Here is a 26,177-nt window from a genome sequence, read left to right as displayed (position 1 = left end):
AATTTCACAAATTCTCAAACATGACTAAGTATATTTTTGTTACGGGCGGTGTTACTTCCTCATTAGGTAAGGGCATCATTTCCGCTTCATTGGCCAAACTTTTACAAGCCAGAGGTTACCGGGTAACCATCCAAAAATTCGACCCTTACATCAACATCGATCCGGGTACATTGAACCCTTACGAGCACGGCGAATGTTATGTAACCGAAGATGGTGCCGAAACAGACTTAGACTTAGGCCACTACGAGCGTTTTCTGAATACGCCAACTTCGCAGGCCAATAACATTACTACCGGGCGCATTTACCAAAATGTAATCAACAAAGAACGTCAGGGCGATTATTTGGGCAAAACCGTACAGGTAGTGCCCCACATTACCGACGAGATCAAACGCAATATGCGCATGTTGGGCGAAAGTGGCAATTACGACATCGTGATTACCGAATTGGGCGGTACCGTAGGCGATATCGAATCCTTGCCGTTTATCGAGGCTGTTCGCCAGTTTAAATGGGAAGAAGGCTCATCGAACGCCATTGTGATCCACCTTACCTTGATTCCGTTCCTCGCCGCTGCCGGCGAATTGAAAACCAAGCCTACGCAACACTCGGTTAAGGCCTTATTGGAATACGGAATTCAGCCAGATATCCTGGTTTGCCGTACCGAACACCACATCAGCGCCGATATCAGAAAAAAAATTGCACTTTTCTGTAACGTTAACATCAATGCGGTAATCGAATCAATAGATGCATCCTCTATTTACAGCGTGCCTCTGTTGATGATGAAAGAACAACTGGACAAAACGGTATTGACCAAATTAAAACTGCCTCAAAAGCACGAGCCTGACATGGAAAGCTGGAAAGATTTCTTAGGCCGCTTAAAAAACCCTACGGCTGAGGTAAGGATTGGTTTGGTAGGAAAATATGTAGAACTGCCTGATGCCTACAAATCGATTAGCGAAGCTTTTATCCATGCCGGTGCCAAAAACGAATGCAAGGTTCGCGTAGAATTTATTCCTTCGGAAAGTATTTATCCAGAAAACGTCAAAGAAAAATTGGGCCACCTGCAAGGCGTATTGGTAGCGCCAGGCTTTGGCAGCCGTGGTATTGAAGGCAAAATTGAAGCCATTAAATACGTTCGCGAAAACGAAATTCCTTTCTTTGGCATCTGTTTGGGCATGCAATGTGCCGTTATCGAGTACGGTCGTCATGTATTGGGCCTTAAAAACGCCAATACCACCGAAATCGACGAAAACACCGAGCATCCGGTAATCAACATGATGGAAGACCAGAAAAACATCACTACCAAAGGCGGTACCATGCGTTTGGGCGCCTATCCATGCGATATCAAAAAAGGCACCAAGGCTTACCATGCCTACGGCAAACAACATATTACCGAAAGACACAGACATCGTTACGAATTTAACAATGCCTACCTGAACCAATATGAAGAAGCCGGAATGATGGCCTCTGGTATCAATCCAGATAGCAATTTGGTAGAAATTATCGAGCTTAAAAACCATCCTTTCTTTGTTGGTGGACAGTTTCATCCAGAATTAAAGTCAACAGTTGCAAATCCTCACCCACTTTTTGTTAAATTTGTCGCCGCTGCAATGGAGCATGCCAAGAAAAAAGCAAATTAATACGTTTAAAACAACATAATGGATAGAAATACATTTACAGGTCTGTTCCTGATCATGGTAATTTTGGGAGCAGCTGTTTTTTTCATGAAGCCTAGCGAGGCCGAAATCAAGAAGGAAAGAGAAAAAATAACAGCAGATTCGCTCAAAAAAGTTGGCGCTAAAGCTGCTGCCCAAAATAAAGTTGAAACTACCCCTAAGCAACCCGATTCGGCGGCGCTTAAAGGTCCGTTTGGTGGCAACATCAACGGTACTGCTCAGATTTCGGTATTGGAAAACGAAAACCTGAAATTGACTTTAACCAACCTGGGTGGTAAAATCCAGTCGGTAGAGATCAAAGGCGAACATACCTACGGAGGCAAGCCGCTTATCTTGTTTGATGGCAGCGACAACAAATTTGGCCTTAACCTCAACATTGATGGCAAAATTGTAAACACCAACAATTTATATTTTACCGCTACGCAAAACGCAGGCAACATAAGCATGCGTGCCAACTATAGTGGCGATAAATACATTGAGTTTAGCTATAGTCTAAAACCAAAAGGCAACAATGTAGATTTCAACATCAACCTCAACGGTTTAAACCAGGTAATTCAAGGCAACAACATCAGCCTGAACTGGGAAGCTACTTTGTTGGAACAGGAAAAATCTGCCAAAAAAGAACAGGAACACTCTGGTCCGTATTTCAAATATGTAGAGAAAACACCTGACCATTTGAGCTTGCACAAAGACGAAAAAGTTGAACTGAAAGAAGGCAAAATCGAATGGTTCTCATTCAAAGAGCACTTCTTCTCGGCCGTACTTATTCCGCAAACCGCTTTCGAAAAAGGAAACCTAGAAGTGAAAGTAAGCACCGAACCAGGAAAAATAAAATGGTATGGCGCCAATATGCAATTACCGTTTAGCCAACTGGCTACACAGAGCTATCCGATGACTTTCTACTTCGGCGACAATAAATTCTCTACCTTAAAAGAGCAAGGCCACGAATTAGAAAAGCAGGTTGACATGGGCTACTGGCCGTTAAAATACATCAACAGGTTTGTTGTATTGCCGGTTTTCAACTTATTGGAAAGCTTTGGCTGGGGCTATGGACTGATTATTTTGGTGCTGACCATCTTGCTCAAATTGGCCATGTCGCCATTAACCTACAAATCGTACATTTCGATGGCTAAAATGAGGATTTTGAAACCAGAAATGGACGAAATCAAAGCCAAAGTAGGTGAAGACAATCCTACCCTCTTGCAACAAGAATACTTGAAGCTGTACAAAAAGGTAGGCGTAAATCCCCTGGGTGGTTGTTTGCCGATGTTGCTGCAATTGCCTTTTGTAATGGCTTTCTTCTTCTTCTTCCCGAACTTGTTCGAATTGAGGGGCGAAAGCTTTTTATGGATGAAAGATCTTTCAACTTATGACGATTTCATCAAATTTGGCTTTAACGTACCATTCATTGGCGACCACTTGAGCTTGATGTGTATCTTGATGACGATTTCGACCTTGATCTACACCTATTTCAACAACCAGATTTCGGGTGCAACCGGTCAGATGAAATACATTGGCTATATTATGCCGATTATCTTCCTGGGCGTATTGAATAGCTACCCATCAGGTTTGAACTACTATTATTTCTTGGCTAACATGCTAACCTTCTTGCAACAATTCTTGATCAGAAGAATGGTTAACGACGAAAAAATCCACGCGATTTTGCAGGAAAACAAAACAAAGCCTCAAGCCGAAAAGAAAAAATCTAAGTTCCAAGCTCGTTTAGACGAGTACATGAGAGCACAGCAACAAGCCCAGGCTCAACAAAAAAACAAAAAATAAGCTTCAATATATTTTGTGAAAAAGCATCCTTCGGGATGCTTTTTTTGTTTTGGCACTTGGTCAGATACACTTGCAAAGTTTTAAAAACTTCTCAGATGTTATTGTTTATGGCCTCAAATTTGTGCCTTAATTACCCATAACCGGTACATCTATGAAAAAAACTGTCTTCATTTTAAGCATGATCCTTTTCGCAAACCTGTACGTGCAGGCACAAGCGCAGCAAAAAAGTACAACCACTAAAAAAACTGTAAGCAAAAAACCACAAAAGCCCGCGTCCTTACCTCCGCCACCTAAACCCATACCGGTACCAACACCTCCCCAAAAAGCAGCGGCAAGTATAGATATCGCCGTTGCCACACCCATGCCTGCGCCTCCAACACCCATGGCAGCCAAAGATGACAAACTGAACCCTTATTCGAACAATAAAATCCTCACTGCCGACGACATCGTGACCACCCAAGTTACTTTCAAGGTCAATACTGCCGACAAGCTGCATCAGGATGCCTTGTTGATTTATGGCAACAACGGCACGGTGGTTTCGTTCGATTTGGTCAGCAAGAAAACAAACTGGACCTACAAAGAGTCCAACATCGATAACAACAGCGCCAACAGGTTTACGGTAGAAAACGCGACAGCCTACATTCCTTTTGTTGACGGCAGCATTATCGCCCTCAACCTCAACACCGGCAAAGCGTACTGGAAAGCCAAAATAGGCTTCAATAGAGATAAGATGCTGTTGAGGCGACAAACCGCTCTAACCCATGGCGACCTGCTTTATGTGGCTGCCAGAAACAGTAATTTTTATGCCTTAAACAAGGTAAATGGCGAAATGATATGGAACTACAAACTGCCTTATGAGTACAACATCTACCCGCCTATTTTGTCCAATGACGAAATATTCATCAACAATGCGCCCTACGTGTACAAATTTGACGCACAAGTGGGCAAAGCGATCTGGCAAAGAAATTTTGGGAAAGCCATGTACGCCAAAATGGTTACCGATGGCCAACGTATTTACGCCTGCAACGAAAGCAGCACGCTATTTGCCATAGATCCCAGCGGACAATCGACCATCGATTGGCAATTTAACCTGGCCGACAATCAGTATGGTGTTGACGAAAACATCATTGTAAAGCAGGGCACCATTTACTTGGCCGGCAAAGGAGGCCCAAGTTCGAAAACCACTTCGGTTTATGCCCTCAAAGCCAGCGATGGCCAACAGTTGTGGAAAACAGATTTTCCGGCAGAGAAAATAGAAACCATAGACTGGATTGATGAAAAGATTATCGGCTACCTTAAAGACCAGCTCTTTGTTTTGGACGCTAAAACCGGAAAAGAACTGTTCAAAACAAACCCGACCGAAAAGCCCATCTCGAATATCGTTTTTACTGATGCGCAAACCTTGCTTTATGTGAGCAAAAACGGTGTTGTAACGTATAATTTGGGCAACAAACAGTTGAGCCTATCTCCAGTTGCAGCCCTTAAAATAGAGAAGACAGACAATCAAACCTACATCCAACGGTTAAAAGCTAATTAAAATCAGGGATTGAAGCTTTAGTTTTTTTGTAAAATTTGACGTACAGATTTAATAATGTGCATAAATTTTACAATTTTTAAGTTTCGATAAGGCCAAACACCCTATAACTGATTTAAATTATGCAAAAAAAACTAACCTTACTTTTTTTATTGTTTGCCAGCGTGGCTTACGCTCAAAAAAGACCACTAGACCATTCGGTTTACGACACCTGGGAAAACGTGGGTGCCAAACAGCTGACAAAAAACGGTCTTTGGGCTGCCTATAGCGTTAACCAGCAAGAAGGCGACGCCAACCTCTACCTGCAGGAAACCGTAACCGCACAAAAAATAAAAGTGCCTAGGGCCAGCTTTGCGCAGTTTAGCGCCGACTCCAAGTTTGCTGCTTTTGCCATCAAGCCTTTTTTCAAGGACACCAGAATGGCCAAAATCAAAAAGAAAAAACCAGACGAAATGACCAAAGATACCTTGGGTATCGCCAACCTTACTACCTTGGCCGTAACCAAAATCCCTCGCGTTAAATCGTTCAAGTTTCCTGAAAATGGTGCGCCATTATTAGCTTATAGCCTAGAAAAAGCGCCTGACACCAGCAAAAAGGCCAAACCTGCCCCACAGGGAGGCGAGCCGAATAAAAACGATCAGGATTACTTTTTTGCCGACGACGAGCCTGCTGGCGGCGCCGCCAAAGAAGGTACCGACCTGATTGTAAAAAACCTGGCCACCGGACAAGAACGCGTGTACAAGTTTGTAAGCGACTACAGCTTTAGCAAAGACGGCAAACTATTGGTTTTTGCCTGCACCGGCTCTAAAAAAGAAAAAGATGCACCACAAGGCGTGTTTTTGCTAAATACCGAAAAAGGCATCCTAAAAACATTGGTTAAGGGCAAAGGCAACTTTAAGGGCTTTACCTTCGACGATGACAGCGAGCACTTGGCATTTTTGGGCGAAACCAGTCCGGAAAAAGCCGAAATCAAAGATTTTAATGTGTATTACAACTCGCTTACTTTAGATACCGCACAAATTTTGGTAGATGAAGACATGCCGGGCATGCCAGCTAAGTTTGCGGTAAGTGGCGACAGCCGACTAAACTTCAGCAAAGACGGCAATAAATTGTTCTTCGGCATTGCACCGATCAAAAAGCCGAAAGACACCACTTTGGTAGATTTCGAAAACGCCAAGCTTGATATTTGGGGCTACAAGGATGATTATTTGCAGCCTATGCAGCTAAAAAACCTGGATAGGGATCTTAAGAAGAACTACCTCACCGTAATCGACATCTATAGCGCCGATGCCAAAATTGTACCTCTAACCGACGTTAAATTGCCAGATGCCAGTTTGGTTAAAGAAGGCGATGCCAATTTTGTGTTGGCTTCTACCGATTATGGCAACCGTATTGCCTCGCAATGGACTGGCGGTTCGCAACGCGATTACTACCTGGTTGATACCAAAACAGGTGCACGCAAAAAGATCTTAGAAGGCCTTAACGGCATTGCAGCCCCTTCGCCGGGTGGCAATTATATCCTTTATTTCGACAAGAAAACAGCACTTTGGAACAGCTACCAAATTGCAACGGGCAAAACCGTGGCACTCAACGCCGGTATGACCGTTAAATTCTACGACGAAGACAACGACGTGCCAGATCTGCCAAACAGCTACGGCTCGGCAGGATGGCTGGAAGAAGACAAATTGGTGTATTTATACGATCGTTATGATATCTGGGCATTTTCTCCGGATGGAAAAACAGCGCCTAAAAACATCACCAATGGTTTCGGTCGTCAAAACAACATTACTTTCCGCGCCGAAAGAGTAGATCCAGAAGCCAGGTTCTTTACCAAAAAAGATGTATTGTGGTTAGATGCCTTTAACAATACCAACAAAGAAAATGGTTTTTACCGCAAAGCCATCAGCAACGACAAAGCACCAGAATTGGTTATCATGGCTCCAGCCAAATATTCGAACCTGACCAAAGCCAAAGATGCCGAGGTTTACATTTTCGACAAAGGCAGCTATGTAAACTCTCCTGATGTTTACATTTCTAAAGACCAGCTTAAAACTGCAACCAAGTTAAGCAACACCAATCCGCAACAAGCCAGCTACAACTGGGGAACTGCCGAATTGGTTAAATGGACTACGCCAAAAGGCTATAAATCTGAAGGCATTCTGTACAAACCAGAAAACTTCGATCCGAACAAAAAATATCCGATGATCGTTTATTTCTACGAAAAACTTTCTGACGGATTATACAGCTACAATGCGCCATCACCTACTCCATCGCGCTTAAACATTCCTTTCTTTGTAAGTAATGGCTACCTGGTTTTTGCACCAGACATTAGCTACGAAACTGGTCACCCGGGCAAATCGGCCGAAGAGTTTATCAACTCTGGTGTGGAAAGCCTCAAGAAAAATGCATGGGTTGATGGCACCAAAATCGGTATCCAAGGTCAAAGCTGGGGCGGTTACCAAGTTGCCCACCTCATTACGGCTACCAACATGTATGCAGCAGCCTGGGCTGGCGCGCCAGTGGTAAACATGACTTCTGCCTATGGTGGCATCCGTTGGGAAAGCGGTATGAACAGACAGTTCCAATACGAAAAAACACAAAGCCGTATTGGTGCCACACTTTGGGAAAAACCTGAGTTATATATCGAAAACTCTCCATTGTTCAATTTGCCAAAAGTAACTACCCCAGTGGTGATCATGTCTAACGATACCGATGGCGCCGTGCCATGGTACCAAGGCATTGAAATGTTTACCGGCTTGAAGCGTTTGGGTAAACCAGCTTGGTTGTTAAACTACAACAACGAAGCTCACAACTTGGTGCAACGCCAAAACAGAAAAGATATCCAAATTCGCGAGCAGCAATTTTTCGACTACTATTTAAAAGGTGCAAAAGCGCCTGTATGGATGGTAAGCGGTATTCCTGCTACAGAAAAAGGAAAAACTTGGGGCTTTGAGTTAACCGACGAAAAACCATAATCAGTTTGAAGTTCACAGTTTGAAGCGAACCAATGAACTGATGAACTAGTGAACCAATGAACGATAAAAGAGGCAATCTTTAAAAAGGATTGCCTCTTTTTTTATGTAATTTTGGGTTAACGACCATGATAGCAACCACCCTCCAAAATTTCGATCAGTTTAAAGAAAACGAGTTGTCGAACCGCTTTTTCAAACACGTCGATGTTACCCGTTTACTCGCACAGCTACCCAAGCAGTTTGAACTAAAGCAAATTGGCCTTTCGGTTAAAGGACGAAGCGTTACCCAAGTTACCTGGGGGCACGGACCAATTAAGGTCATGTTGTGGAGCCAAATGCACGGCGACGAAGCTACGGGCACCATGGCTTTGTTCGATTTGTTCAATTTCCTGCAAAGCGATGATCCGCTTGTAAAGCTATTGGCCGAAAACTGCCAACTGGATATCATCCCCATGGTTAATCCCGATGGTGCCGAAGCCTTTACCAGACGAAATGCACAACAAATAGACATTAACCGCGATTTTTTAAAAGAAGCCACGGCCGAAGCCAAAATCCTGAAAGCCTGCAGGGCGGCTATCCAACCTCATTTTGGTTTTAACCTGCACGATCAGCTCACGCTGTGGAGCGTAAGCGGCAGCCTCAAGCCGGCAACCCTCTCCTTTTTGGCACCTGCTTTTGATCAAGAACTAAACATTGACGAAACCCGGAAAAATGCCATGCTGGTGATTGCCGAAATGTACAGGCATCTGGATCAAATCGTACCGAAGCACATTGGCCTGTTCGACGATGAATTTGAACCCCGTGCTTTTGGCGACAACTTCCAAAAACTGGGTACTTCAACCATTTTAATAGAAGCCGGAGGCTATAAGGACGATTTCGAAAAGCAGGAAATCCGGAAATTCTATTTCGGGGCTATCCTTGCCGGATTAGTGGCCATTGCCAGGGGCGATTATCAACAACAAGAGCTCGACAACTATTTTGCCATCCCCAAAAACAACAAACAGATTTTTCATATCCTGATCCATGGACTCCTATTGGATGGCATTGAAGTCAGCATAGGCATTAATTACGACGAAAGCCCTACCCATAATGGCCACGCAACGGTTAAAACCTACAGCATCCAAGACATAGGCGATTTAAGCTACTGCGATGCCTTTACCGTGTATAACCAAGCCAATCTTCAGCTGCAAGGCGATGTGCGCTTATACGAAAATGCTTCGTTTCAATTGTTTGAAAATTCGACCTTGATTTTAGCTTTCACCGATGGAGAAATGTGCCAAGCTTAATATTTGTACCACTTTCGTGCTATTTGCGTATTTATTTCAGATATTTCCGCAAAGTATCTAAATTTAACCACGCCGTTTATCAAAATGGCTAAACCTTCAACAAACTAAACAAACAAATTAATGGCATTAAACAGAATTTGGTCGGGATTTATCATTGTTGCCATCGTGGTGGCTTGCATCAAGTGTTTCTTTTTTGGACAAACCGAAATATTCAGCTGGATGGTGACCGGCAAAGCCGACGATCCGACAAACCTAACCAAGGTTGACGGCATTATTCCAACCTGTTGGACCGCCGTAGAACTCTGTTTAAAGCTGATTGGTGTGCTTGCTCTTTTTATCGGATTTATGAGCATTGCCGAAAAAGCTGGGGGCATCAGGTTGCTATCGAGGATTGTAGCGCCTTTCTTTTCGAAGCTTTTCCCAGAAATCCCGAAAGATCACCCTTCTATGGGACACATGATCATGAATTTTTCGGCCAATTTGCTGGGACTGGACAACGCGGCTACGCCTTTTGGCTTAAAAGCCATGGCCAGTCTGCAAGAACTCAATCCCAACAAAGACGTGGCCAGCAATTCGCAAATTATGTTTTTGTGTTTGCATGCGGCCGGTTTAAACTTGATTCCGGTAAGCGTGATTGCCATCCGGGCTTCGCAAAATGCCAGCGATCCAACCGATATTTTCATTCCCTGCCTCATTGTAACCTTTATAGGCACCATGGCCGCCATGCTGATTGTTTCCTTTAAACAGAAAATCAATTTGTTACAACCCGCCATTATTGCCTGGGTATTAGGCTTGTCGGTTATTATTGCCGCATTGGTATTGTATGTCGCTTCGCTGGATTCGACCGGCATCAAATCGTTTTCGGGCATATTGAGCAACGGCATGATCTTGCTCATTTTCTTACTGATTGTACTCGGCGGTGTTTATAAAAAAATCGACATTTTCGATGCTTTTATCGAAGGTGCCAAAAACGGTTTTGATACCGCCATTAAAATCGTGCCTTACTTGGTGGGTATATTGGTAGCCGTGAGCATGCTGAGAACCAGCGGTACTTTTGACGTCATTATGAACGGCATTACGCAGTTTTTTGTTTGGGTAGGTGCCGATACGCGCTTTGTAAACGCCTTGCCTACGGCTTTAATCAGGCCTTTGAGCGGTGGTGCTGCCCGGGGCATGATGGTAGATACCATGACAGCCTATGGTGCCGATTCTTTCGCCAGCAAGCTTTCCGGTGTTTTTCAAGGCGCTTCTGATACCACTTTTTATGTCATAGCGGTTTATTTTGGCTCGGTGAGCATCAAAAATACCCGTTACGCAGTTGGTGCCATGTTGCTAGCCGATTTAGTTGGCGTTTGTACCGCAATTGGCCTGGCCTATCTTTTCTTTGGGAACTTCAAGTAATTAGATATCGATTAAAAAAGGCCGTTCTTTATCAGTAACGGCCTTTTTTATTGGTATAAGGTCAATAGACCATGGTCCATAGTCTATTGACTTTACACTTTTTGCTAGTCGGGAAATGCTTTCTCGACTGCACTAATCACGGATTTATAATCCGCTCTGGAGTAACTTTTAATGTAACTGGATTAGAAATCCAGCATTCGCTTGGTCGAGATGGCACATCCCGACCAACGCCGAGTTAGAACGATTTTTTCTTTTCAAATGGAATAAAGACCATGGTCCATAGTCCATGGTCTATTGACATTACACTTCACTAGGGTTTATCCCACCAAACCCTTGCATTCAGGTCGTCGGCACCACCATACGGAAAACCACTTACCGCATTATTGTAGCTTGTGGTATTGATCGATCTTTCTTGCGTTGGATAACCTTCCCTCCTTGGAATCTGTATGCCGTTGTTGTTAGGTGCTGGCGCCAAAAAGTTTGGAAAACCGGTTCTCCTCCACTCGGCCCAGCCTTCGTAGCCATGCAAAAACAGATGTACCCAGCGCTGATTGCCTATTTTGCGTAAGGCATCAACCGACGTATAAGCCACCTCGGCATTGGCCATATAGGCAGGCAAGGCGCTTATATCGTTGTTGTTCCATTGGCGAATAGAAAACTCGATGGCTTTATCGTAATTGGCTTTGGCCGTTACATCGCCTCCGGTAATCCAGCCAATTTTAGCCGCTTCGGCCATGGCAAACAGCGACTGTGCATAGGTAACCAAAGCTACCGGCGAATTCTGTAAACGCAAATTGCTACCCAACAGCGAATAGTTGTTGATAACCACGGTTACCGAACCCGGCAAGCCATAATCTAGGCCCACATAGTTTCCAGCACCGTTCTTATTGGCAAATACCGGCAAACGCGGATCATTTAAAGGCAACATATAATCAACTACCGGCTTGCTCACCGCGTACCAGTTTCGGCCCAAGCGCGTAAACTGGTTATACCAATAGTTTTCATTGTTCTGGTCGGCCAGGTGCGGATAAGAAAGGTTATCGGTATTGGCCGTCATCATGCCGTTGGTTACTGCCTTGTTAAACTCCATGGCTCCCGTTGTAGGGTCTACCTTGCTTAGGCGCAGCGCCATAAGGGCATGGATGGTATTGCCCAGTCTTTTCCATTTGGCCACATCGCCACTATATATAATATCGTTTTTGATATTGCCTCCAGCTACAATAGCGGCATTGGCTTCGTCCAACAAGGTAAACATACGGCTGTAAATGAGCTGTTGCTTGTCGTACTTAGGTGTAAAATTGACATCACCCTTTAAAGCTTCCGTGTAAGGCAAATCGCCCCATCTATCGGTCATGTGCCAGAAAAAATAAGCCTTCAGAATTTTGGCCACCGCGATTTGGTTCACTATCGGACCTTCGTTGCCATCTAAGGTGGTATTATTGATTACATTCTCCAGGTTCATCAACGGACCGATATACAAGCCAGAAAAGTTAAAATTCACCGTTACATACCTGCTGTTGTCGGTAAACGAAGTATTGGATAGGTACTGCGGATAATGCACGCCATAAGGCGACGAGCTGAGGCCGGGCAGGTAAAGCTCCGCATTGGCGATCAGCTGCGTTCCCGATGCCTTGGTTGGACTATTGGGATCGGTATTGATGGATTTATCAAATTTTTCGCAGCTGCTCAGCGCCAAGGCCATTAACAAACCGCTGCAAATTGATTTATAGCTATTTTTCATAAACTTAAAATTAAAAGGTAAGGTTAAGGTTAACACCGAAAGAACGTACGGTTTGCAGTTCTCCCTTTTCAATCCAGCTGATCGATGCGCTGCCCGACGATAATTCGGACGGGTCAACTCCTTTTGGCGCTTTTTGCCAAATCATAACCGGATTACGTGCGATGAACGAAATCTTAGCCGTTTTAAAAGGTGTTTTAGCCAGCAATTCGGGTTCGAAATTATAGCCTACGCTTATTTCGCGTAATTTGATGTAAGAAGCGCTATAAATCCATTCGTCGTAAATACGCGTACCCAAATTGGTTCTAAAATAGGTTCTGGCATCAACATAAGCTGTTACTTCCTGTCCGGTTGCCTGCGAAATCCCATTTACTTTTACGCCACCTCCGGCAGCAATGGCATCGCGCACGTTAAAGCCCTTATCGTTAAGCGCCGCCGTTTCGAAAGCCTGTCCCGATTTGGCCGAAAGCATTTTAGACCAGCTGAAAAACTGTCCGCCTTTTTGGAAATCGATCATGGCGCCCAAATCAAACCTCCAGATTTTGAAGGTATTCTGAAAGCCACCGGTAAAATCAGGGATTACGCTTCCAAAATCCTTAGCCGTATCAAATAAAGGCATGTTATCGGTACCTAAAAGTACTTTTCCGGTTCCCGGATCGATTTTATATCCCGGACCAACCAAATTGCCAAACGACCTGCCCACGGTTGAGTTGAGGTAAATGGTTTGGCTCGAATAAGTGGCTAAATCGTTCTGTAATACATTAATTCCAGGATAAAGCTCTTCAATTTTGTTCTTGTTTCGAGCCAGGTTGATATTGGTTTCCCAGGTAAAGAATTTCGATTGGATCGGGCGGCCGTTCAACGAAAGCTCAATACCTTTGTTCCTGATCAAGCCTGCATTAACCACGGTTTGGTCGAAACCGCTGGCGCCAGAAACCGACAGGTCGATAATCTGGTTCTTATTGGCCTGGTTATAGTAAGTAAATTCCATGCCCAAGCGGTTGCTGAAAAACTTGAGGTCTAAACCCAGTTCAAAAGAATTGGCAAAAGAGGGTTTGATTAAAGGATTTTTAAGCTTATCGGGTACAAATAACGTATTGATAGAACCTGAAGTAGAAGGATAATTAGCGCCTGGGCTATAAGTGAATATGGTTTGGTAAGGGCTTAAATCGGAACCCGCTATGGCGTAGCTGGCCCTCAATTTACCAAAGCTCAAAGGCTTCCATTTGGCCAATTGGCTAAACACAAAACTTCCAGATACCGACGGGTACCAATACGAATTGTTGTTGTCTGGCAATGCCGAAGAAATATCGTTACGAATAGAGGCATCGATAAAATAAGTGTCTTTGTAGCCAAAAGATCCCATGGCATACACACTCCTTACCTGTTTTTGCCTGATAAACGAGGTACTTACCGGACGATCGACAGAAGCGGCGGCCGAGTAAAATCCTGGGCTCGACAGGCCACCTACCGTAGCTTGGTACTGTTGCGAATATTTAAGGGTATACAAGTTGGCGCCCAAATTGACATTCATCGAAAAATCGTCAATGTTTTTGTTGTATTGCGCCAAAAACTCGTAGTTGTTTTCGGTATTCTGGTATTTGCCTACCTGATAACCATCTACAAGCCTACCACCCAAGCCTTCTTTGTGCGTAATGTTCTGCGTATACATATCCGAGCGCACAAAACCGCTCAGTTTCAATTCTGGCAGTACCTGATACGAAGCATTGACATCGCCAAACAAACGGTCGCGATCGTCGTTGTTCAATACCTCATAAGCATCAAAAAACGGGTTATTCCAATCGCTTGGCCTGTTGTTGGTGATAATGCCAGTAGTGGTATTTGGGTTAACGTTCCAGTTTAAAATGGTGCCATCGGCATATTTATAGTTGCGCAACCTGTTGATATCGATGTTGCGCTGAAACCATTGTGTAGCACCCGTGAACGAGCCCTGATAGCCTTGTGTAGGACGCTGGCCTTTGTTGTTGGCATAATTGACATTGGCGCCCACAGTAAATTTGTCTGTAACATTGAGCGACGAACTCAGGCTCAAATTATTCCGTTTAAGCCAAGTATTCGGAATTACCCCGTTGGTATAGGCGTTGTTATAGCTCAGCCTGTAATTCATGTTTTCGCTACCGCCAGTAATCGAGATGCCATTGTTGATGTTCTGCCCGGTTTCATAAAAATCCTTGATGTTATTGGGCTGTGGCACAAAAGGCGTCAGCTGGCCAAATTCTGGATCTTGCGGATAGAAACTGTAAAACATGCGCACCGGCGTGCCGTCCATTTTTGGTCCCCAGCTCTCATCGTTGCCATTCACATATTTCTGGCCGTTTGTTAGCGTTTGGAAGGTTTGGTTATTACCTACGCCATACACATTTTGAAGGGGAAGAAAATTAGCCACTTTATCAACGGTAAAAGCAGAATTAACACTGATATTTACCTTTTTGGCTCCCTTGGCTCCTTTTTTGGTGGTAATTAAAATCACACCATATTGGCCTCTGATCCCGTAAAGCGCCGCTGCTGCCGGACCTTTCAAGATACTGATGTTGTCGATATCTTCGGGGTTGATGTCTTGCGAAACGTTGCCGTAATCAACACCGTTTGCATCGCCACCAAAATTGCTCTGGGCAATCGGCGTACCGTCAACCACCATCAGGGCCTGTCCGCCCCCAGTAATAGAGTTAACGCTCCTGATCTTGATCTTTTGCGTACCGCCCATATTGGCACCGGATGAACCCGTTACCTGCACACCGGCAACCTTTCCGGCCAGCGAAGCAATTACATTCTGTTCCTTGGTCATGGTCAGGTTATCGCCTTTTACCTGTTGCGTAGCATAGCCCACCGATTTTTCGCTGCGCTTAATGCCCAAGGCCGTTACCACCACGCCTTCGAGGGTTTGGGCACTAGCCACCAAAGTCACATTGATTTCGGTGCGGTTGCCAATGGCAATTTCCTGTGTTTCGAAACCGAGGTATTTAAAAATCAGGGTAGTACCTTCGGCAGGTACATTAACCACAAAGCCCCCGTCCGACTGTGTGGTTACGCCGGTGGCCGTGCCTTTTACCAGCACGCTTACCCCGGGAATTGGACTGCCTCCTTCGCTATCGGTTACTTTGCCCCTTACGGTTTTTTGGGCATAGCCTACCAAAGCAAACAGCAAAAATCCAATGAGAAAAAGGATAGATTTTCTGTTCATAGTCTGTTAATTAAAGTTTAAGTTGTAAGGGAAAATAAGAAATTCCGCTCACTTAACCTTAACCAACAGACCTATCAAGAATCAAAACAAATCCAAATAATAGCGATAGTTTTAAGCTTATGAAAAGCTCAAATAGCTGGTTTCTTCCTTTACGTCTATCTTATCGATGATTTGATCTAAAACACTCTGGTCCAGATTGGTAAATTTAGAAGAGTACCATTTGGAAGTTTTATTGTCGAGCCAAACGCAGAACGAATGGCAATCTTCTAGAATAACGGCATAGGTCAAATGAAAATCGTCGTGGATCCTCATGCAAAAGCCTTTAAAGGTCTTGCCTTTAACATCAAACTGGAGGTTTAAATAATCGTTCAACATGGCTATATTTAGTTTAGGGATAACTGTATAACAAATCTACTATCCAAATGTTTAGCCAAAGTTAAATCTACGCTAAAAAACTGATACACATCTGCTTAACCAATATTCAGCATATTGGAATAACCTTTGGCAATGAGGCGGTTTTTAGAAGGCAAGAATATTTCGCACTGCAGATTGATAATGGCCCTGCCCTGTTTCACAATGGCTGTTTTGGCGGTAATGGTGTCGCCTTCATTGGCAGGGGCAAAATAATCGATGTTGTTGTTAACAGTAGTATAACGGTCGTTGAGGCCCAAAATGTATACCGTAGCACCGATTAAATCGTCGATGATGCCTGCCGTAATGCCACCATGCAAAATGCCATAGGGATTGGTCATTTCTTTTCTCACCACATAGCTGCAATGCAGGCTGCCTCTTTCGGCACTGATTAAGGTAGGCTTGAGCCAATTCATAAAATGAGAGGGAGATTGGCCGATTTCTTTTCCGGTAAACGACTGAAATATCAATAATCGCTGCTGTGCTTCGCTTTGTTTTTCCATTTATGCTATGTTTACGGTAAATTTAGGCATTAAACTACAAATATGAGCAGCGCACAAATTACAGCCATCACCGAATTAGACCGATCGAAATACAAAACAAAGGTATTTGCTAACGGACACTTGATTTATGCCGACGAACCCGCCGAACTGGGTGGCACCGACGAAGGCATGCAACCGGGCGCCCTCCTTTTGGCCAGTTTGGGCAGCTGCACGGCCATCACCATCAGAATGTATGCCGACCGTAAGGAATTTCCTTTGGAAGCCATTAAAGTAGACTTGGCCATTTGCAAGGAAGACCAGATGAGTAAAGAAACCACCATTACCAGAAAAATAGAATTTACGGGCGCCTTAACGCATGAGCAAAGGGAACGCCTGATGCAAATTGCCGACAAATGCCCCATCCATAAGCTGTTAAGCAATCCTATTCGAATCTTAACCAGTTAAAAAAATTGTAAAGTTGGAACGTTGAATGTTGGAAGGTTTTAAATGGCTAGGATTGTTAAATTGTTATAGGGTTTAATCAAGCAGGAGTTGTCCCTCACCAACAACAGACACTTGCGAAGTTTTAAAAACTTCGCAAGTGTTTTAGATAGACTATAGACGATAGTCCATAGTCCATCGTCTATCGACTTTACCCTTTCCTCAAAACCTCGGCAAATAGCTCGTAAGAGCGTAAACGGGCCTGATGATCGTAGATGTGAGAAGTGACCATCACTTCGTCAATCTGTGTCTGCGCCAAGAACGAACGCATTTGTGTGGCCAAAGTTGCTGGTCCGCCAATAAAAGCCACGGCCAACATTTGGTTTACAGCCTGTTCTTCCATCGGATCCCAGATTTCGTCCATATCCGCTACCGGTGGTTGCAATAACCTGCGTTTTCCGGTTACAATGCCCATAAAGAGCTGCTTTAATGAAGTAGATAAGTATTCGGCTTCTTCATCGGTCGGCGCCGCAATTACATTGACGCAGGAAATCACATAAGGTTCTTTAAGCACGGCCGAAGGGCGGAAATTCTGCTTGTAAATCTGTAAGGCCTCCAAGAAATAAGTAGGCGCAAAATGACTGGCAAAGGCATAAGGCAAGCCATAAGAAGCGGCCAAATGTGCACTCTCGGTGCTCGAACCCAAAATCCAAATCGGCACTTCCGTGCCCTCGCCGGGTATGGCCCGAACTTTACTGTTGCTATTGGTGCTCGAAAGATACCTTTGCAACTTCAATACATCTTGCGGAAAGTTATGTGGCGCAGCAAAACGTTCGCCTCTGATTTCCATCGAGGTCAGCTGATCTGTACCCGGTGCCCTGCCCAAACCCAAGTCTATCCGCTCTGGATAAAGCGTGGCTAGCGTTCCAAACTGTTCGGCTACAACCAATGGCGAATGGTTGGGCAGCATAATACCTCCTGAACCAACTCGTATGGTGTTGGTATGGTCAGCAATATGTCCGATCAGCACTGATGTTGCCGAGCTGGCCACACTGATCATGTTATGGTGTTCGGCCAACCAATAACGCAGGTAGCCTAATTTTTCGGTATGTTGCGCCAGTTCTACGCTATTTTTAAAAGTATCGGCTATGGTTTTGCCTTCTACAACCGTGGCTAAATCCAAAACCGAAAAAGGAAGCTTTGCTAATTCTCTTGTACTCATATTTGTTTATTTAGGGTATCAGATCAATCACAACAAACTAAAGCGTTGTTGCAATCAGCTGGCCCAAAGCCTTAATGGCCGTTTCATTTCTTTGATAATAGGTCCACTGTCCTATTCGGGTGGCATTAACCAATCCAGCCCTTTGTAACACGGCCAGGTACTCCGAAACGGTTGATTGGGTCAAACCACTTTTACGCTGAATATGCCCCACGCAAACGCCAACGCTGTTATCGCCACAAGAGGCCTTATAGTCGGGAAAATGCGTTTCTGGCTCTTTGAGCCAGTTCAGTATCTGTAAACGGGCTTTGTTAGCCAGGGCTTTGAATAGTTCTACCTGATCCATAGCGCAAATATATATCGGGTTTTCCCGATATTCCTATTTAATCGGATTAGATGACAGGAATTTGATCAACATGGGCTTTAAACGCAAAACCAAAATTTAAATATCGATAGCTTTAACCTATTTTTGCAGGGATGGAAAAAAACCAATACAGCATATTCGAAAGCGAGCTTAGCGTTCGTCCAGACGACATCGACATGTTTAACCACGTGCATAACAGCAAATACCTCGATTACGTATTGGCGGCCCGTTACGAACAGATGGACCGTTTTTATGGCATGAGCTGGGAAAAATTTGCCGAGCAAGGCTATGGCTGGGTAGTAAGCAGGGTAAATATCGCCTTTAAACGACCTTTGCTTATGGGCGATAAAATGCTAATCAGAACCGGAATTCTCGAAATCAACGAAAAAGGCTGCCGCGTACAGTTCGAAATCGTTAACCAAAAAACAGGCAAAACAGCTTCAGACGGTGTTTTCGATTACGTGATGATCGATCTAACGACCCAACGTTCGTGCAGGGTAAACGAAGAAATGATTGCAGCCTACAGCATTTAGGCTATTTCGCGGAGGTCTATCCTATTGTATTTCCACAGAAAGGCCCAACTGCCCAAGGCCAATAGCAACAGACTGAAAACGAGGTATTGGCCTGCCAATATCATCCACATGCTAACAAAAAAGAAAAAAAGCAAGCATTTAAGGTAATGGTCCATATTGGCTTTAAGCCAGTAAACCAAGGCAAGTAGGCAGATCATGGCACTTGGCAGGTAAAGCAAAATGGCAAAACACTGCGCCCAATCGAACTTAACCAGCCAAACAAACAAAATCATTTCGGGCAATAGCAACAAGCATACTACACCAAGCCAGTGCAGCAGCTTGTTAAAGGTGGCAATGGGCAATCCTTTGGCAAAAGACAGGTAATTGGCCTCGGATTTCACCAAATTGAGCAGTACCACCGAATGGCTCAGCACAACCGTCATGGCCGCAGTAAGGTAAACGCGACTATCGGGACCTACATCGGCAAACATCCACAGCATGCCTTTTAAAAACACAAACGATACCACTTTGCACAAAATCAGCATCAGACGCTGTTCGTTAAGCAAGTAAAACAAAGGCCAAGTCCAAAAAGGCCTTTTAACCTTAAACATTGGCAATTTCACCCATATTTGGATTGTTTTAAAGGCATAATTATGCTGGTTAAACGTGTAGCGGGCAAGCAGCAGCAACAACAATGGCAAAAATAGCGAAACAGCCATAAAAGTTAAGTAATGGCCATGCCTCAAAGCCATGAACAACAAGAGCAAAGCATAGCCTAAAATGGGCAGCAGCAACAAGGCATAAACCTTTACCCAAACCCAAAGCTGGCTGTTTTTGCGCAATACGGTTATGTTGTTGGCAAAAACAAAGTTTTCCTGTTTCAGCTGCTGCCTTACAAAAAAGGCACATTTAAGCGCATATAAAATCCAGATGCCCAACAACAGCAACAAAGCTAATGGCGAAGCACAAAAGGCTAGCAATAAGGCCTCATGGTAGCTGATCAGTTGCGAACCTTCAACAGCACCAAACAACAGGTAAAAAACGACTAAAAAAAGTCCGGCATATTGCTGGTAAAAAGTACGTCCTATGGTTTTGTACAGCAGTTTTAGCATGCCACAATTTGTTTGTCCCGAATTTCGAAAACCCCATCTATGCTCAATTTTTCGGGATCGATTTGCTGGTGCGAAGAAAGCAAAAAGCTTTTGCCTTGAGCGGCTTTGGTTTTGATCAGTTCGTAGAGCTTATGCGCCGAAGCTACATCGATGGTAATCAAAGGTTCGTCGAGGATGTAAAAATCAACATCGCCAATAAAAGCACAAACCAGCGAGAGCTTTTTGAGCATGCCACTCGAGTAGCTCCCTATTGGTTGCAACAGAAAGGCTTCCAGTTCGAAAAGCCTAGCCAGTTCCATGGCTTCGGCCGCTGTACCTTTTCTGGTGTCGCCATAAAAATCCAACAGCTCCTTTCCGGTAATAAACAGAGGATATTGAGGCTCTGCTTCGGCATAACTGATTTGCGAACGAAAAGCCATCGGGTCTTGCCGTAAATCGATATTGTTCAGCTTTACCGTTCCATTAAAAGGAGTTTGGCCGGTAATGACCCTAAAAAGCGTCGTTTTTCCGGTTCCATTGCCACCCTTAAGCCAATAAATGCCCTTATTGATTTCCCAATGATCAAACTGAAGCACCAAATGGCTCCCATATAGCTTGCTGATATGCTGAAGTACGAGATTTGTCAAGTTCGGTTTTTAAAATTTGATGGCAAAAGCCAAAAGTTGTTACAATTAATCATGCCAAAACTAGCGTATTCGGGCTTCAACAAGCTTTACCCAAATTTAATCTTTTGATTTTGCTAATTTTATTTGCAAGTTCTGTTTTTTTTCTATTTTTGTTCAACAAATCTACAGAACCATGATAGCTTCCGTAGTCCGCACCCGTTAGCTTTTTACAAGCAAGGACTCTATTTTCAGCAATTCTATTAACTAGGCACATCTTTTTGTGCTTCGTGGTTTTATACTTACATTTTTACTTCATATTTTATGTCAGAATCTACTAAGACTAGTGGTTTTTCTAATTTTTTAACCATTTTATGGCAAGCCATTATTGGCAAGGAAACCGATTATACAAGCATCAGCATACGCAAGGCCATCGTGTTGCTGGCTATTCCGATGATGCTCGAAATGATGATGGAATCGGTATTTGCCTTAGTCGATCTTTACTTTGTGGGGCACTTGCCCAATAGCAGCAATGCCATCCAAACGGTAGGCTTAACCGAATCGGTGTTGACCATTATTTATTCTTTGGCCATTGGCATGAGCATGGCCGCTACTGCAGTAGTAGCTAGGCGCATTGGCGAGAAAAATCCGGCAGCGGCCGCCAAAGCCGGTATGCAGACCATCATCATTGCCATGCTGGTTAACGTCATCATCAGCGTGTTGGGCTTCATCTTTGCCAAAGAAATCTTATTGCTTATGGGTGCCAGCGATGCGACAGCTGAACAAGGGATCACTTTTGTTCGCATTATGATGGGCAGCAGCACCGTTATTATGCTCCTGTTTCTCATTAATGGTATTTTTAGGGGTGCCGGCAATGCTTCTATCGCCATGCAAAGCTTAATGATTGCCAATGCAGCTAATATTTTGCTTTGTCCGCTTTTAATTAGAGGCTGGGGACCAATTCCTGCATTTGGCTTAACGGGCGCCGCCATGGCTACTGCAATTGGACGTGGTTTGGGTGTAGCCTATCAGATTTTCAGGTTAGCACGAGGCAACAGCGCCTTAAAAGTAAAACTGGCTTATTTTGCTCCCGATTGGGAACAGATTCGCGCCATCGTTAAGATTGCGGCACCTGGTATCTTGCAATTCGTTATTGCTTCGTGCAGCTGGATCTTTCTAGCCGAATTGGTGGCTACAACTGGTGGCGACCATGGCTCGGCGGGCTATCAAACCGCGCTAAGGCTTATGATGTTCTTCATGTTGCCAGCCTGGGGATTAAGCAATGCGGCCGCTACTTTGGTCGGACAAAACATGGGCGCTGGACATTTAGACCGCGCAGAGCGTTCGGTATTTGTAACCATGAAATACATTATCGTATTTATGGGCGTAGTAATGGTGCTTTTCCTGACCTGTGGCTCGATTTTCGCTTCATTTTTTACGATAGATGAACAGGTTAAACGCGTGACTACGGAGGCCTTAAGAATTTTAAGCTATGGCTTTGTTTTATATGGCGTAGGTATGGTGCTGACCAGCGCCTTTAACGGTGCCGGCGATACCTGGACACCAACCAAAATCAATGTGGTGGCTTTTTGGCTGTTCCAAATTCCTTTTGCCTTCTTTTTGGCCAAATACCTCGAATTGGGCCCAACTGGCGTATTTATTGCCATTCCAGTAGCCGAAGTAGGCATCACCATAGCTGCCTTTATCTTGTTTAAGCGTGGCAAGTGGAAGAAAACGATGGTCTAGAGAGGTTGGAAAGCTAGAGGGTTGAAAGGCTGGAAGGTTCAGCTAAGGGTTTAAAGTTTAGCGTAAAGCGGTTTGTTATACGCAATTCGCAATACGCTGTACGCTTAACCACCCCGCCTTTCTGGCACCCCTCCAGTGGAGGGGAATTTATGTGCTTACAAAAAAGGTCTGGAAAAATTTCCAGACCTTTTTGTTTTTATCGAAACACCGTTAAATCGTTTCTTCGATAATTTGGGTGTAGAAATCTTTCAGTTGCATGCCCATGGCCGCTACTTGTTGCGGAATGAAACTGGTAGCCGTTTGCCCCGGAATGGTATTGATTTCGATGAAGTAAAAATTGCCAGTTTGGTGTTCCAAGAAATAGTCGATACGAACCACGCCGTTACAGTTTAACTGCTCGTAAACGGCTGCTACGACTTCTTCTACCCTGTTTTTTTCTTCCTCTGTCATTCGGCCTGGCGTAATTTCTTCGGTAGCACCCGGCGTATATTTGGCTTCAAAATCGAAAAATTCATTGGCCGGAATAACCTCGGTAGCAGGCAATACGGTTACTTTGCCCTTGGCACGAAAAACGCCTACCGAAAATTCCCTGCCCTCAACAAATTCCTCAATTAGGATTTGATTATCTTCTTTAAATGCCTTGGTTAGGGCCTCTTCCAAATCATCCGCATGCTTTACTTTGCTCATGCCAATGCTACTACCACCGTTGTTAGGCTTTACAAAATAAGGCAGCTTCAACTGTTTCTTGATATCGTCTAGGCTATAATCGCCATTTTTAAAAATCTGCACAGATTTGGCCACGTGCAAATGCTTGATGCCGTTTACAATGGCCTTGGTATAGCCTTTGTTCATGGTAATGGCCGATGTAAGGGCATTGCAGGTGGTATAAGGCAAACCGATCATATCGAAATAACCCTGCAGTTTTCCGTCCTCGCCCGGCGAACCATGAATAGCGATAAAAACACCGTCAAATTTGATTTTCCTGCCATTAAGGGTCAGCGAGAAATCATTCTTGTCTATTTCAATTTTTACGGAATCGGCAGGTTCGTAAAACCATCCATTCTCGGAAAGCATTATTTTATAGACCTCATATTTTTGAGGGTCGAGGTTTTGCGCTATGGTTGCGGCGCTTTTTACAGATACCACCCATTCGCCGGTTGTACCTCCTGTTAATAATGCGATCGTTTTTTTCATCAGTTTATCGTTTGTATTTCAAGGACAATGAATCAGTCATGTTTTTACTTTATTTTCTGAAATAGGCAAAATCGCGACAAACTCATGCTCAATTGAAAATTAGGCTTGGAATTTGCTCCAAAAATATAAAACAGTTTAGTAATGGAACAATTAATTTTACGGATTGTCCGTTCACTTTAGGCTGTTTCGATTTTAATTGAGATAAAATATTTTTTTAAGCTAAATTTGGACATTATACATTCCATCACTTAACAATATAAATGGGCAATTTTACTGCGTACCTTAAAACAAGATCTTTTAGGAATAATTTATTGGGTGCCATTGGTACCGTTGTCGGCTTGTTGCTGATTGCTTTTTTTAGCCTGCGCTTTTATACCAAGCATGGCGAAGGCTTAAACGTGCCAGAGGTTAAAGGACTTACCGTTGCACAGGCGGTGAGCAAACTGGAAGAATTGGGCCTGCGCTACGAGCTCGATTCGGTGTACATGATGGACAAACCTCCAGGCATTGTAACCGACCAAGACCCTGATGCCAATACTTTTGTAAAGGCCAACAGAACCATTTACCTCACCATTAATACTTCGCAGGCGCCGAATGTGAAATTCCCTGATATAGAAACCAAATCGTTGAGAGAGGCTCAAGCCATTTTAGAAAGCTATCGCTTAAAATTGGGCGATACTACCTACAAACCAGACGTAGCCAGAGATGTAGTACTCGGTGCCTTATTTGGTGGTCAGCCGATAAAAGCGGGAGAAATTCTGCCTACGGGATCGAGGGTAAGCCTAATCTTGGGCGATGGCCGGGGCAATGAGGACATCGAATTGCCTAACCTTAACGGACTTACCATAGACGAGGCGCGCTTCTCGCTCAAAGGCCTCATGCTGAGCCTCGGAACAATTACCTACGAAGGTGCGATTACCGACACCGCAAATGCAGTAATCGTAAGCCAATACCCGGCAGTGGCCGATACCCTGACCAAGGTAAAAATCGGCACGCCAATCAATATCATCCTATCCAACAAACCCAAACAATAAGCCTAATGAGCACCGAAAATAAAAAACCATTGAAAAAGAACACCAAAATTGTACTAGGCATTGCCATCGTTGTATTGCTTATTGCCGGATTTTATGGCATCAAACTGTATTCTACCTATTTTGCTCCGAACGTGAGTGGCAAAACAGCTTATATTTTTGTGAGAACCGGTAGTTCTTTCGACCAATTGCTCAAAGAATTGGAAGAGAAAGAAGCCCTGAACAACATCGGCTCTTTTCAAACCGCAGCCGAAAAGATGAATTTGGCCAACAACCTGAAACCTGGCCGCTATGCCGTAAAAGAAGGCATGAACAATCGTACCCTGATCAACAAAATCAAAGCGGGTAATCAGGATGCGGTGAAATTAAAATTCCAGAACATCAGGAAAAAAGAAAACTTTGCGGCCTATTTAGCCAAAAACATGGAATCAGACTCTTTGGCTTTTATCAAAGTGATTGACTCCGCAGCGTTGATCGAGAAATACGGCTTCAATAGCGATAATGTCTACACCATGTTTGTTCCTAACACTTACGAGTTGTATTGGAATATCAGTCCGATGGATTTCTTTGAAAAAATGCAAAAGGAATACGTCAAATTTTGGAACGACGAGCGCAAACGCAAAGCCGCTGCCCTTAACCTCAATCCCATTCAAGTAACCATTTTGGCTTCTATCGTAGATTCTGAAGCGCTTTACGACAAAGAAATGCCTACCATTGCCGGTTTGTACCTCAACCGTTTAAACCGTGGCATTTTATTGCAGGCAGACCCTACAGTAATTTTTGCCAATGACGATTTTACCGTAAAAAGAGTAACCAACGCGCTATTGGCGGTAAATTCGAAATACAACACCTACAAGTATGCCGGTTTGCCCCCAGGCCCTATCACCATGCCTAGCATTAAAGCGATTGATGCGGTTTTGAACCCAGAAAAGAATAACTACATCTACATGTGTGCCAAAGAGGATTTTTCAGGCTACCACAATTTTGCCGAAACGCAGGCACAGCACGAAATCAATGCCAAGAAATACAGAGAGGCCTTAAACAAACGCAATATCTTCAAATAATGTTTGTATACGAGAGCAAAGTAAGGGTTCGTTACGCAGAAACCGACCAAATGGGCGTGGTGCACCATGGCAATTATGCCCAATATTACGAACTGGCCAGAACCGAATGTTTTGAGGCCTGTTCGGGTATGAGCTACGAATCGATGGAAGCCGATGGCGTGATGTTGCCGATTTTAGAGATGCATTCTAAATTTATCAAGCCGGCGCTGTACAATCAGGTGCTGACCATCAAGTCTATTGTAAGGACATTGCCAACGGTTAGGCTGAATGTAGAATACGAGATTTATAACGAAGCTAATGAACTGATCAATACAGGCAGTACCTTATTGGTTTTTGTGAACCGGCAAACGCGCAGACCTTGTCCGCCACCCGAAAATTTCATGAAAAACGTGAGGCCATATTTTAGCTAGC

Annotated in this window: 21 protein-coding genes; 12 read left to right on the top strand and 9 right to left on the bottom strand. The window is 44.0% G+C overall.

What is annotated here, in order from left to right:
• Positions 1–20 precede the first annotated feature (20 nt).
• The 6 genes from pyrG (at position 21) to VRU48_RS03060 (ending at position 10,648) form a co-directional block, all read left to right on the top strand.
• The gene (gene pyrG, locus VRU48_RS03085) at positions 21–1,637 is read left to right on the top strand and encodes a CTP synthase (protein ID WP_330106457.1); all 1,617 of its coding nucleotides are present in this window, start codon (positions 21–23) and stop codon (positions 1,635–1,637) included.
• A gap of 18 nt (positions 1,638–1,655) precedes the next feature.
• Entirely contained in the window at positions 1,656–3,455 is a 1,800-nt protein-coding gene (gene yidC / locus VRU48_RS03080; RefSeq protein ID WP_330106456.1) for a membrane protein insertase YidC, read from the top strand.
• 151 nt (positions 3,456–3,606) lie between these two features.
• Positions 3,607–4,992 carry an outer membrane protein assembly factor BamB family protein gene (locus tag VRU48_RS03075; protein WP_330106455.1) on the top strand — a complete coding sequence of 462 codons (1,386 nt, stop codon included), beginning with the start codon at positions 3,607–3,609 and terminating at the stop codon, positions 4,990–4,992.
• A gap of 119 nt (positions 4,993–5,111) precedes the next feature.
• A complete protein-coding gene (locus tag VRU48_RS03070) occupies positions 5,112–7,964 on the top strand; it encodes a S9 family peptidase (protein WP_330106454.1) in 2,853 nt (950 codons plus the stop codon).
• A gap of 125 nt (positions 7,965–8,089) precedes the next feature.
• Positions 8,090–9,247, top strand: coding sequence for a M14 family zinc carboxypeptidase (locus VRU48_RS03065; RefSeq protein ID WP_330106453.1), 1,158 nt, complete (start codon positions 8,090–8,092; stop codon positions 9,245–9,247).
• A 120-nt stretch (positions 9,248–9,367) separates the two neighbouring features.
• Positions 9,368–10,648 (top strand): nucleoside recognition domain-containing protein, encoded by a 1,281-nt coding sequence (locus VRU48_RS03060; RefSeq protein WP_330106452.1) that lies wholly within the window; start codon positions 9,368–9,370, stop codon positions 10,646–10,648.
• A 310-nt stretch (positions 10,649–10,958) separates the two neighbouring features.
• On the opposite strand, the gene VRU48_RS03055 is transcribed toward VRU48_RS03060, so the two are convergent.
• The 4 genes from VRU48_RS03055 to VRU48_RS03040 form a co-directional block, all read right to left on the bottom strand.
• Positions 10,959–12,389 (bottom strand): SusD/RagB family nutrient-binding outer membrane lipoprotein, encoded by a 1,431-nt coding sequence (locus tag VRU48_RS03055; RefSeq protein WP_330106451.1) that lies wholly within the window; start codon positions 12,387–12,389, stop codon positions 10,959–10,961.
• 10 nt (positions 12,390–12,399) lie between these two features.
• Complete coding sequence (locus VRU48_RS03050) at positions 12,400–15,588, bottom strand: SusC/RagA family TonB-linked outer membrane protein (RefSeq protein WP_330106450.1); 3,189 nt, start codon at positions 15,586–15,588, stop codon at positions 12,400–12,402.
• A 117-nt stretch (positions 15,589–15,705) separates the two neighbouring features.
• Positions 15,706–15,963 (bottom strand): hypothetical protein, encoded by a 258-nt coding sequence (locus VRU48_RS03045; RefSeq protein WP_330106449.1) that lies wholly within the window; start codon positions 15,961–15,963, stop codon positions 15,706–15,708.
• A 95-nt stretch (positions 15,964–16,058) separates the two neighbouring features.
• Entirely contained in the window at positions 16,059–16,502 is a 444-nt protein-coding gene (locus tag VRU48_RS03040) for a PaaI family thioesterase (protein ID WP_330106448.1), read from the bottom strand.
• 42 nt (positions 16,503–16,544) lie between these two features.
• Here VRU48_RS03040 and VRU48_RS03035 point away from each other — a divergent pair, with 42 nt between their 5' ends.
• Entirely contained in the window at positions 16,545–16,946 is a 402-nt protein-coding gene (locus tag VRU48_RS03035; protein ID WP_330106447.1) for an OsmC family protein, read from the top strand.
• Positions 16,947–17,133: 187 nt separating this feature from the next.
• On the opposite strand, the gene VRU48_RS03030 is transcribed toward VRU48_RS03035, so the two are convergent.
• Together VRU48_RS03030 and VRU48_RS03025 are read right to left on the bottom strand one after the other, a co-directional pair.
• On the bottom strand, positions 17,134–18,144 hold the full coding sequence (locus VRU48_RS03030; protein ID WP_330106446.1) for an LLM class flavin-dependent oxidoreductase: 1,011 nt from the start codon (positions 18,142–18,144) through the stop codon (positions 17,134–17,136).
• A 37-nt stretch (positions 18,145–18,181) separates the two neighbouring features.
• Positions 18,182–18,487, bottom strand: coding sequence for an ArsR/SmtB family transcription factor (locus VRU48_RS03025; protein ID WP_330106445.1), 306 nt, complete (start codon positions 18,485–18,487; stop codon positions 18,182–18,184).
• Between the two features lie 131 nt (positions 18,488–18,618).
• On the opposite strand from VRU48_RS03025, the gene VRU48_RS03020 reads away from it, so the two are divergent.
• Entirely contained in the window at positions 18,619–19,038 is a 420-nt protein-coding gene (locus tag VRU48_RS03020; RefSeq protein ID WP_330106444.1) for an acyl-CoA thioesterase, read from the top strand.
• On the opposite strand, the gene VRU48_RS03015 is transcribed toward VRU48_RS03020, so the two are convergent.
• Both VRU48_RS03015 and VRU48_RS03010 read right to left on the bottom strand, forming a co-directional pair.
• A complete protein-coding gene (locus VRU48_RS03015; protein WP_330106443.1) occupies positions 19,035–20,129 on the bottom strand; it encodes a hypothetical protein in 1,095 nt (364 codons plus the stop codon). The genes VRU48_RS03020 and VRU48_RS03015 overlap by 4 nt on opposite strands.
• On the bottom strand, positions 20,123–20,755 hold the full coding sequence (locus VRU48_RS03010; RefSeq protein WP_330106442.1) for an ABC transporter ATP-binding protein: 633 nt from the start codon (positions 20,753–20,755) through the stop codon (positions 20,123–20,125). The genes VRU48_RS03015 and VRU48_RS03010 overlap by 7 nt, the downstream gene beginning before the upstream one ends.
• Positions 20,756–21,055: 300 nt before the next feature.
• On the opposite strand from VRU48_RS03010, the gene VRU48_RS03005 reads away from it, so the two are divergent.
• Positions 21,056–22,477: an MATE family efflux transporter gene (locus VRU48_RS03005; protein ID WP_330106441.1), complete on the top strand. Its 1,422-nt coding sequence runs from the start codon at positions 21,056–21,058 to the stop codon at positions 22,475–22,477.
• A 210-nt stretch (positions 22,478–22,687) separates the two neighbouring features.
• On the opposite strand, the gene VRU48_RS03000 is transcribed toward VRU48_RS03005, so the two are convergent.
• Positions 22,688–23,671, bottom strand: coding sequence for a D-alanine--D-alanine ligase (locus VRU48_RS03000; RefSeq protein WP_330106440.1), 984 nt, complete (start codon positions 23,669–23,671; stop codon positions 22,688–22,690).
• 260 nt (positions 23,672–23,931) lie between these two features.
• Between VRU48_RS03000 and VRU48_RS02995 the strand changes: the two genes are divergently transcribed.
• Genes VRU48_RS02995 through VRU48_RS02985 form a run of 3 tightly spaced genes read left to right on the top strand, consistent with a single transcriptional unit; the run spans position 23,932 to position 26,176 of the window.
• Positions 23,932–24,705 carry a PASTA domain-containing protein gene (locus VRU48_RS02995; RefSeq protein ID WP_330106439.1) on the top strand — a complete coding sequence of 258 codons (774 nt, stop codon included), beginning with the start codon at positions 23,932–23,934 and terminating at the stop codon, positions 24,703–24,705.
• Positions 24,706–24,710: 5 nt separating this feature from the next.
• The gene (gene mltG / locus VRU48_RS02990; protein ID WP_330106438.1) at positions 24,711–25,766 is read left to right on the top strand and encodes an endolytic transglycosylase MltG; all 1,056 of its coding nucleotides are present in this window, start codon (positions 24,711–24,713) and stop codon (positions 25,764–25,766) included.
• Positions 25,766–26,176: an acyl-CoA thioesterase gene (locus VRU48_RS02985; protein WP_330106437.1), complete on the top strand. Its 411-nt coding sequence runs from the start codon at positions 25,766–25,768 to the stop codon at positions 26,174–26,176. The genes mltG and VRU48_RS02985 overlap by 1 nt, the downstream gene beginning before the upstream one ends.
• Position 26,177: the final 1 nt, after the last annotated feature.

The sequence above is a fragment of the Pedobacter albus genome (assembly GCF_036324255.1).
Taxonomy (GTDB): Bacteria; Bacteroidota; Bacteroidia; order Sphingobacteriales; family Sphingobacteriaceae; genus Pedobacter; species Pedobacter albus.
Note: the sequence above shows the minus strand (reverse complement) of the source record. Positions and strands in the feature narration are given on the sequence as shown.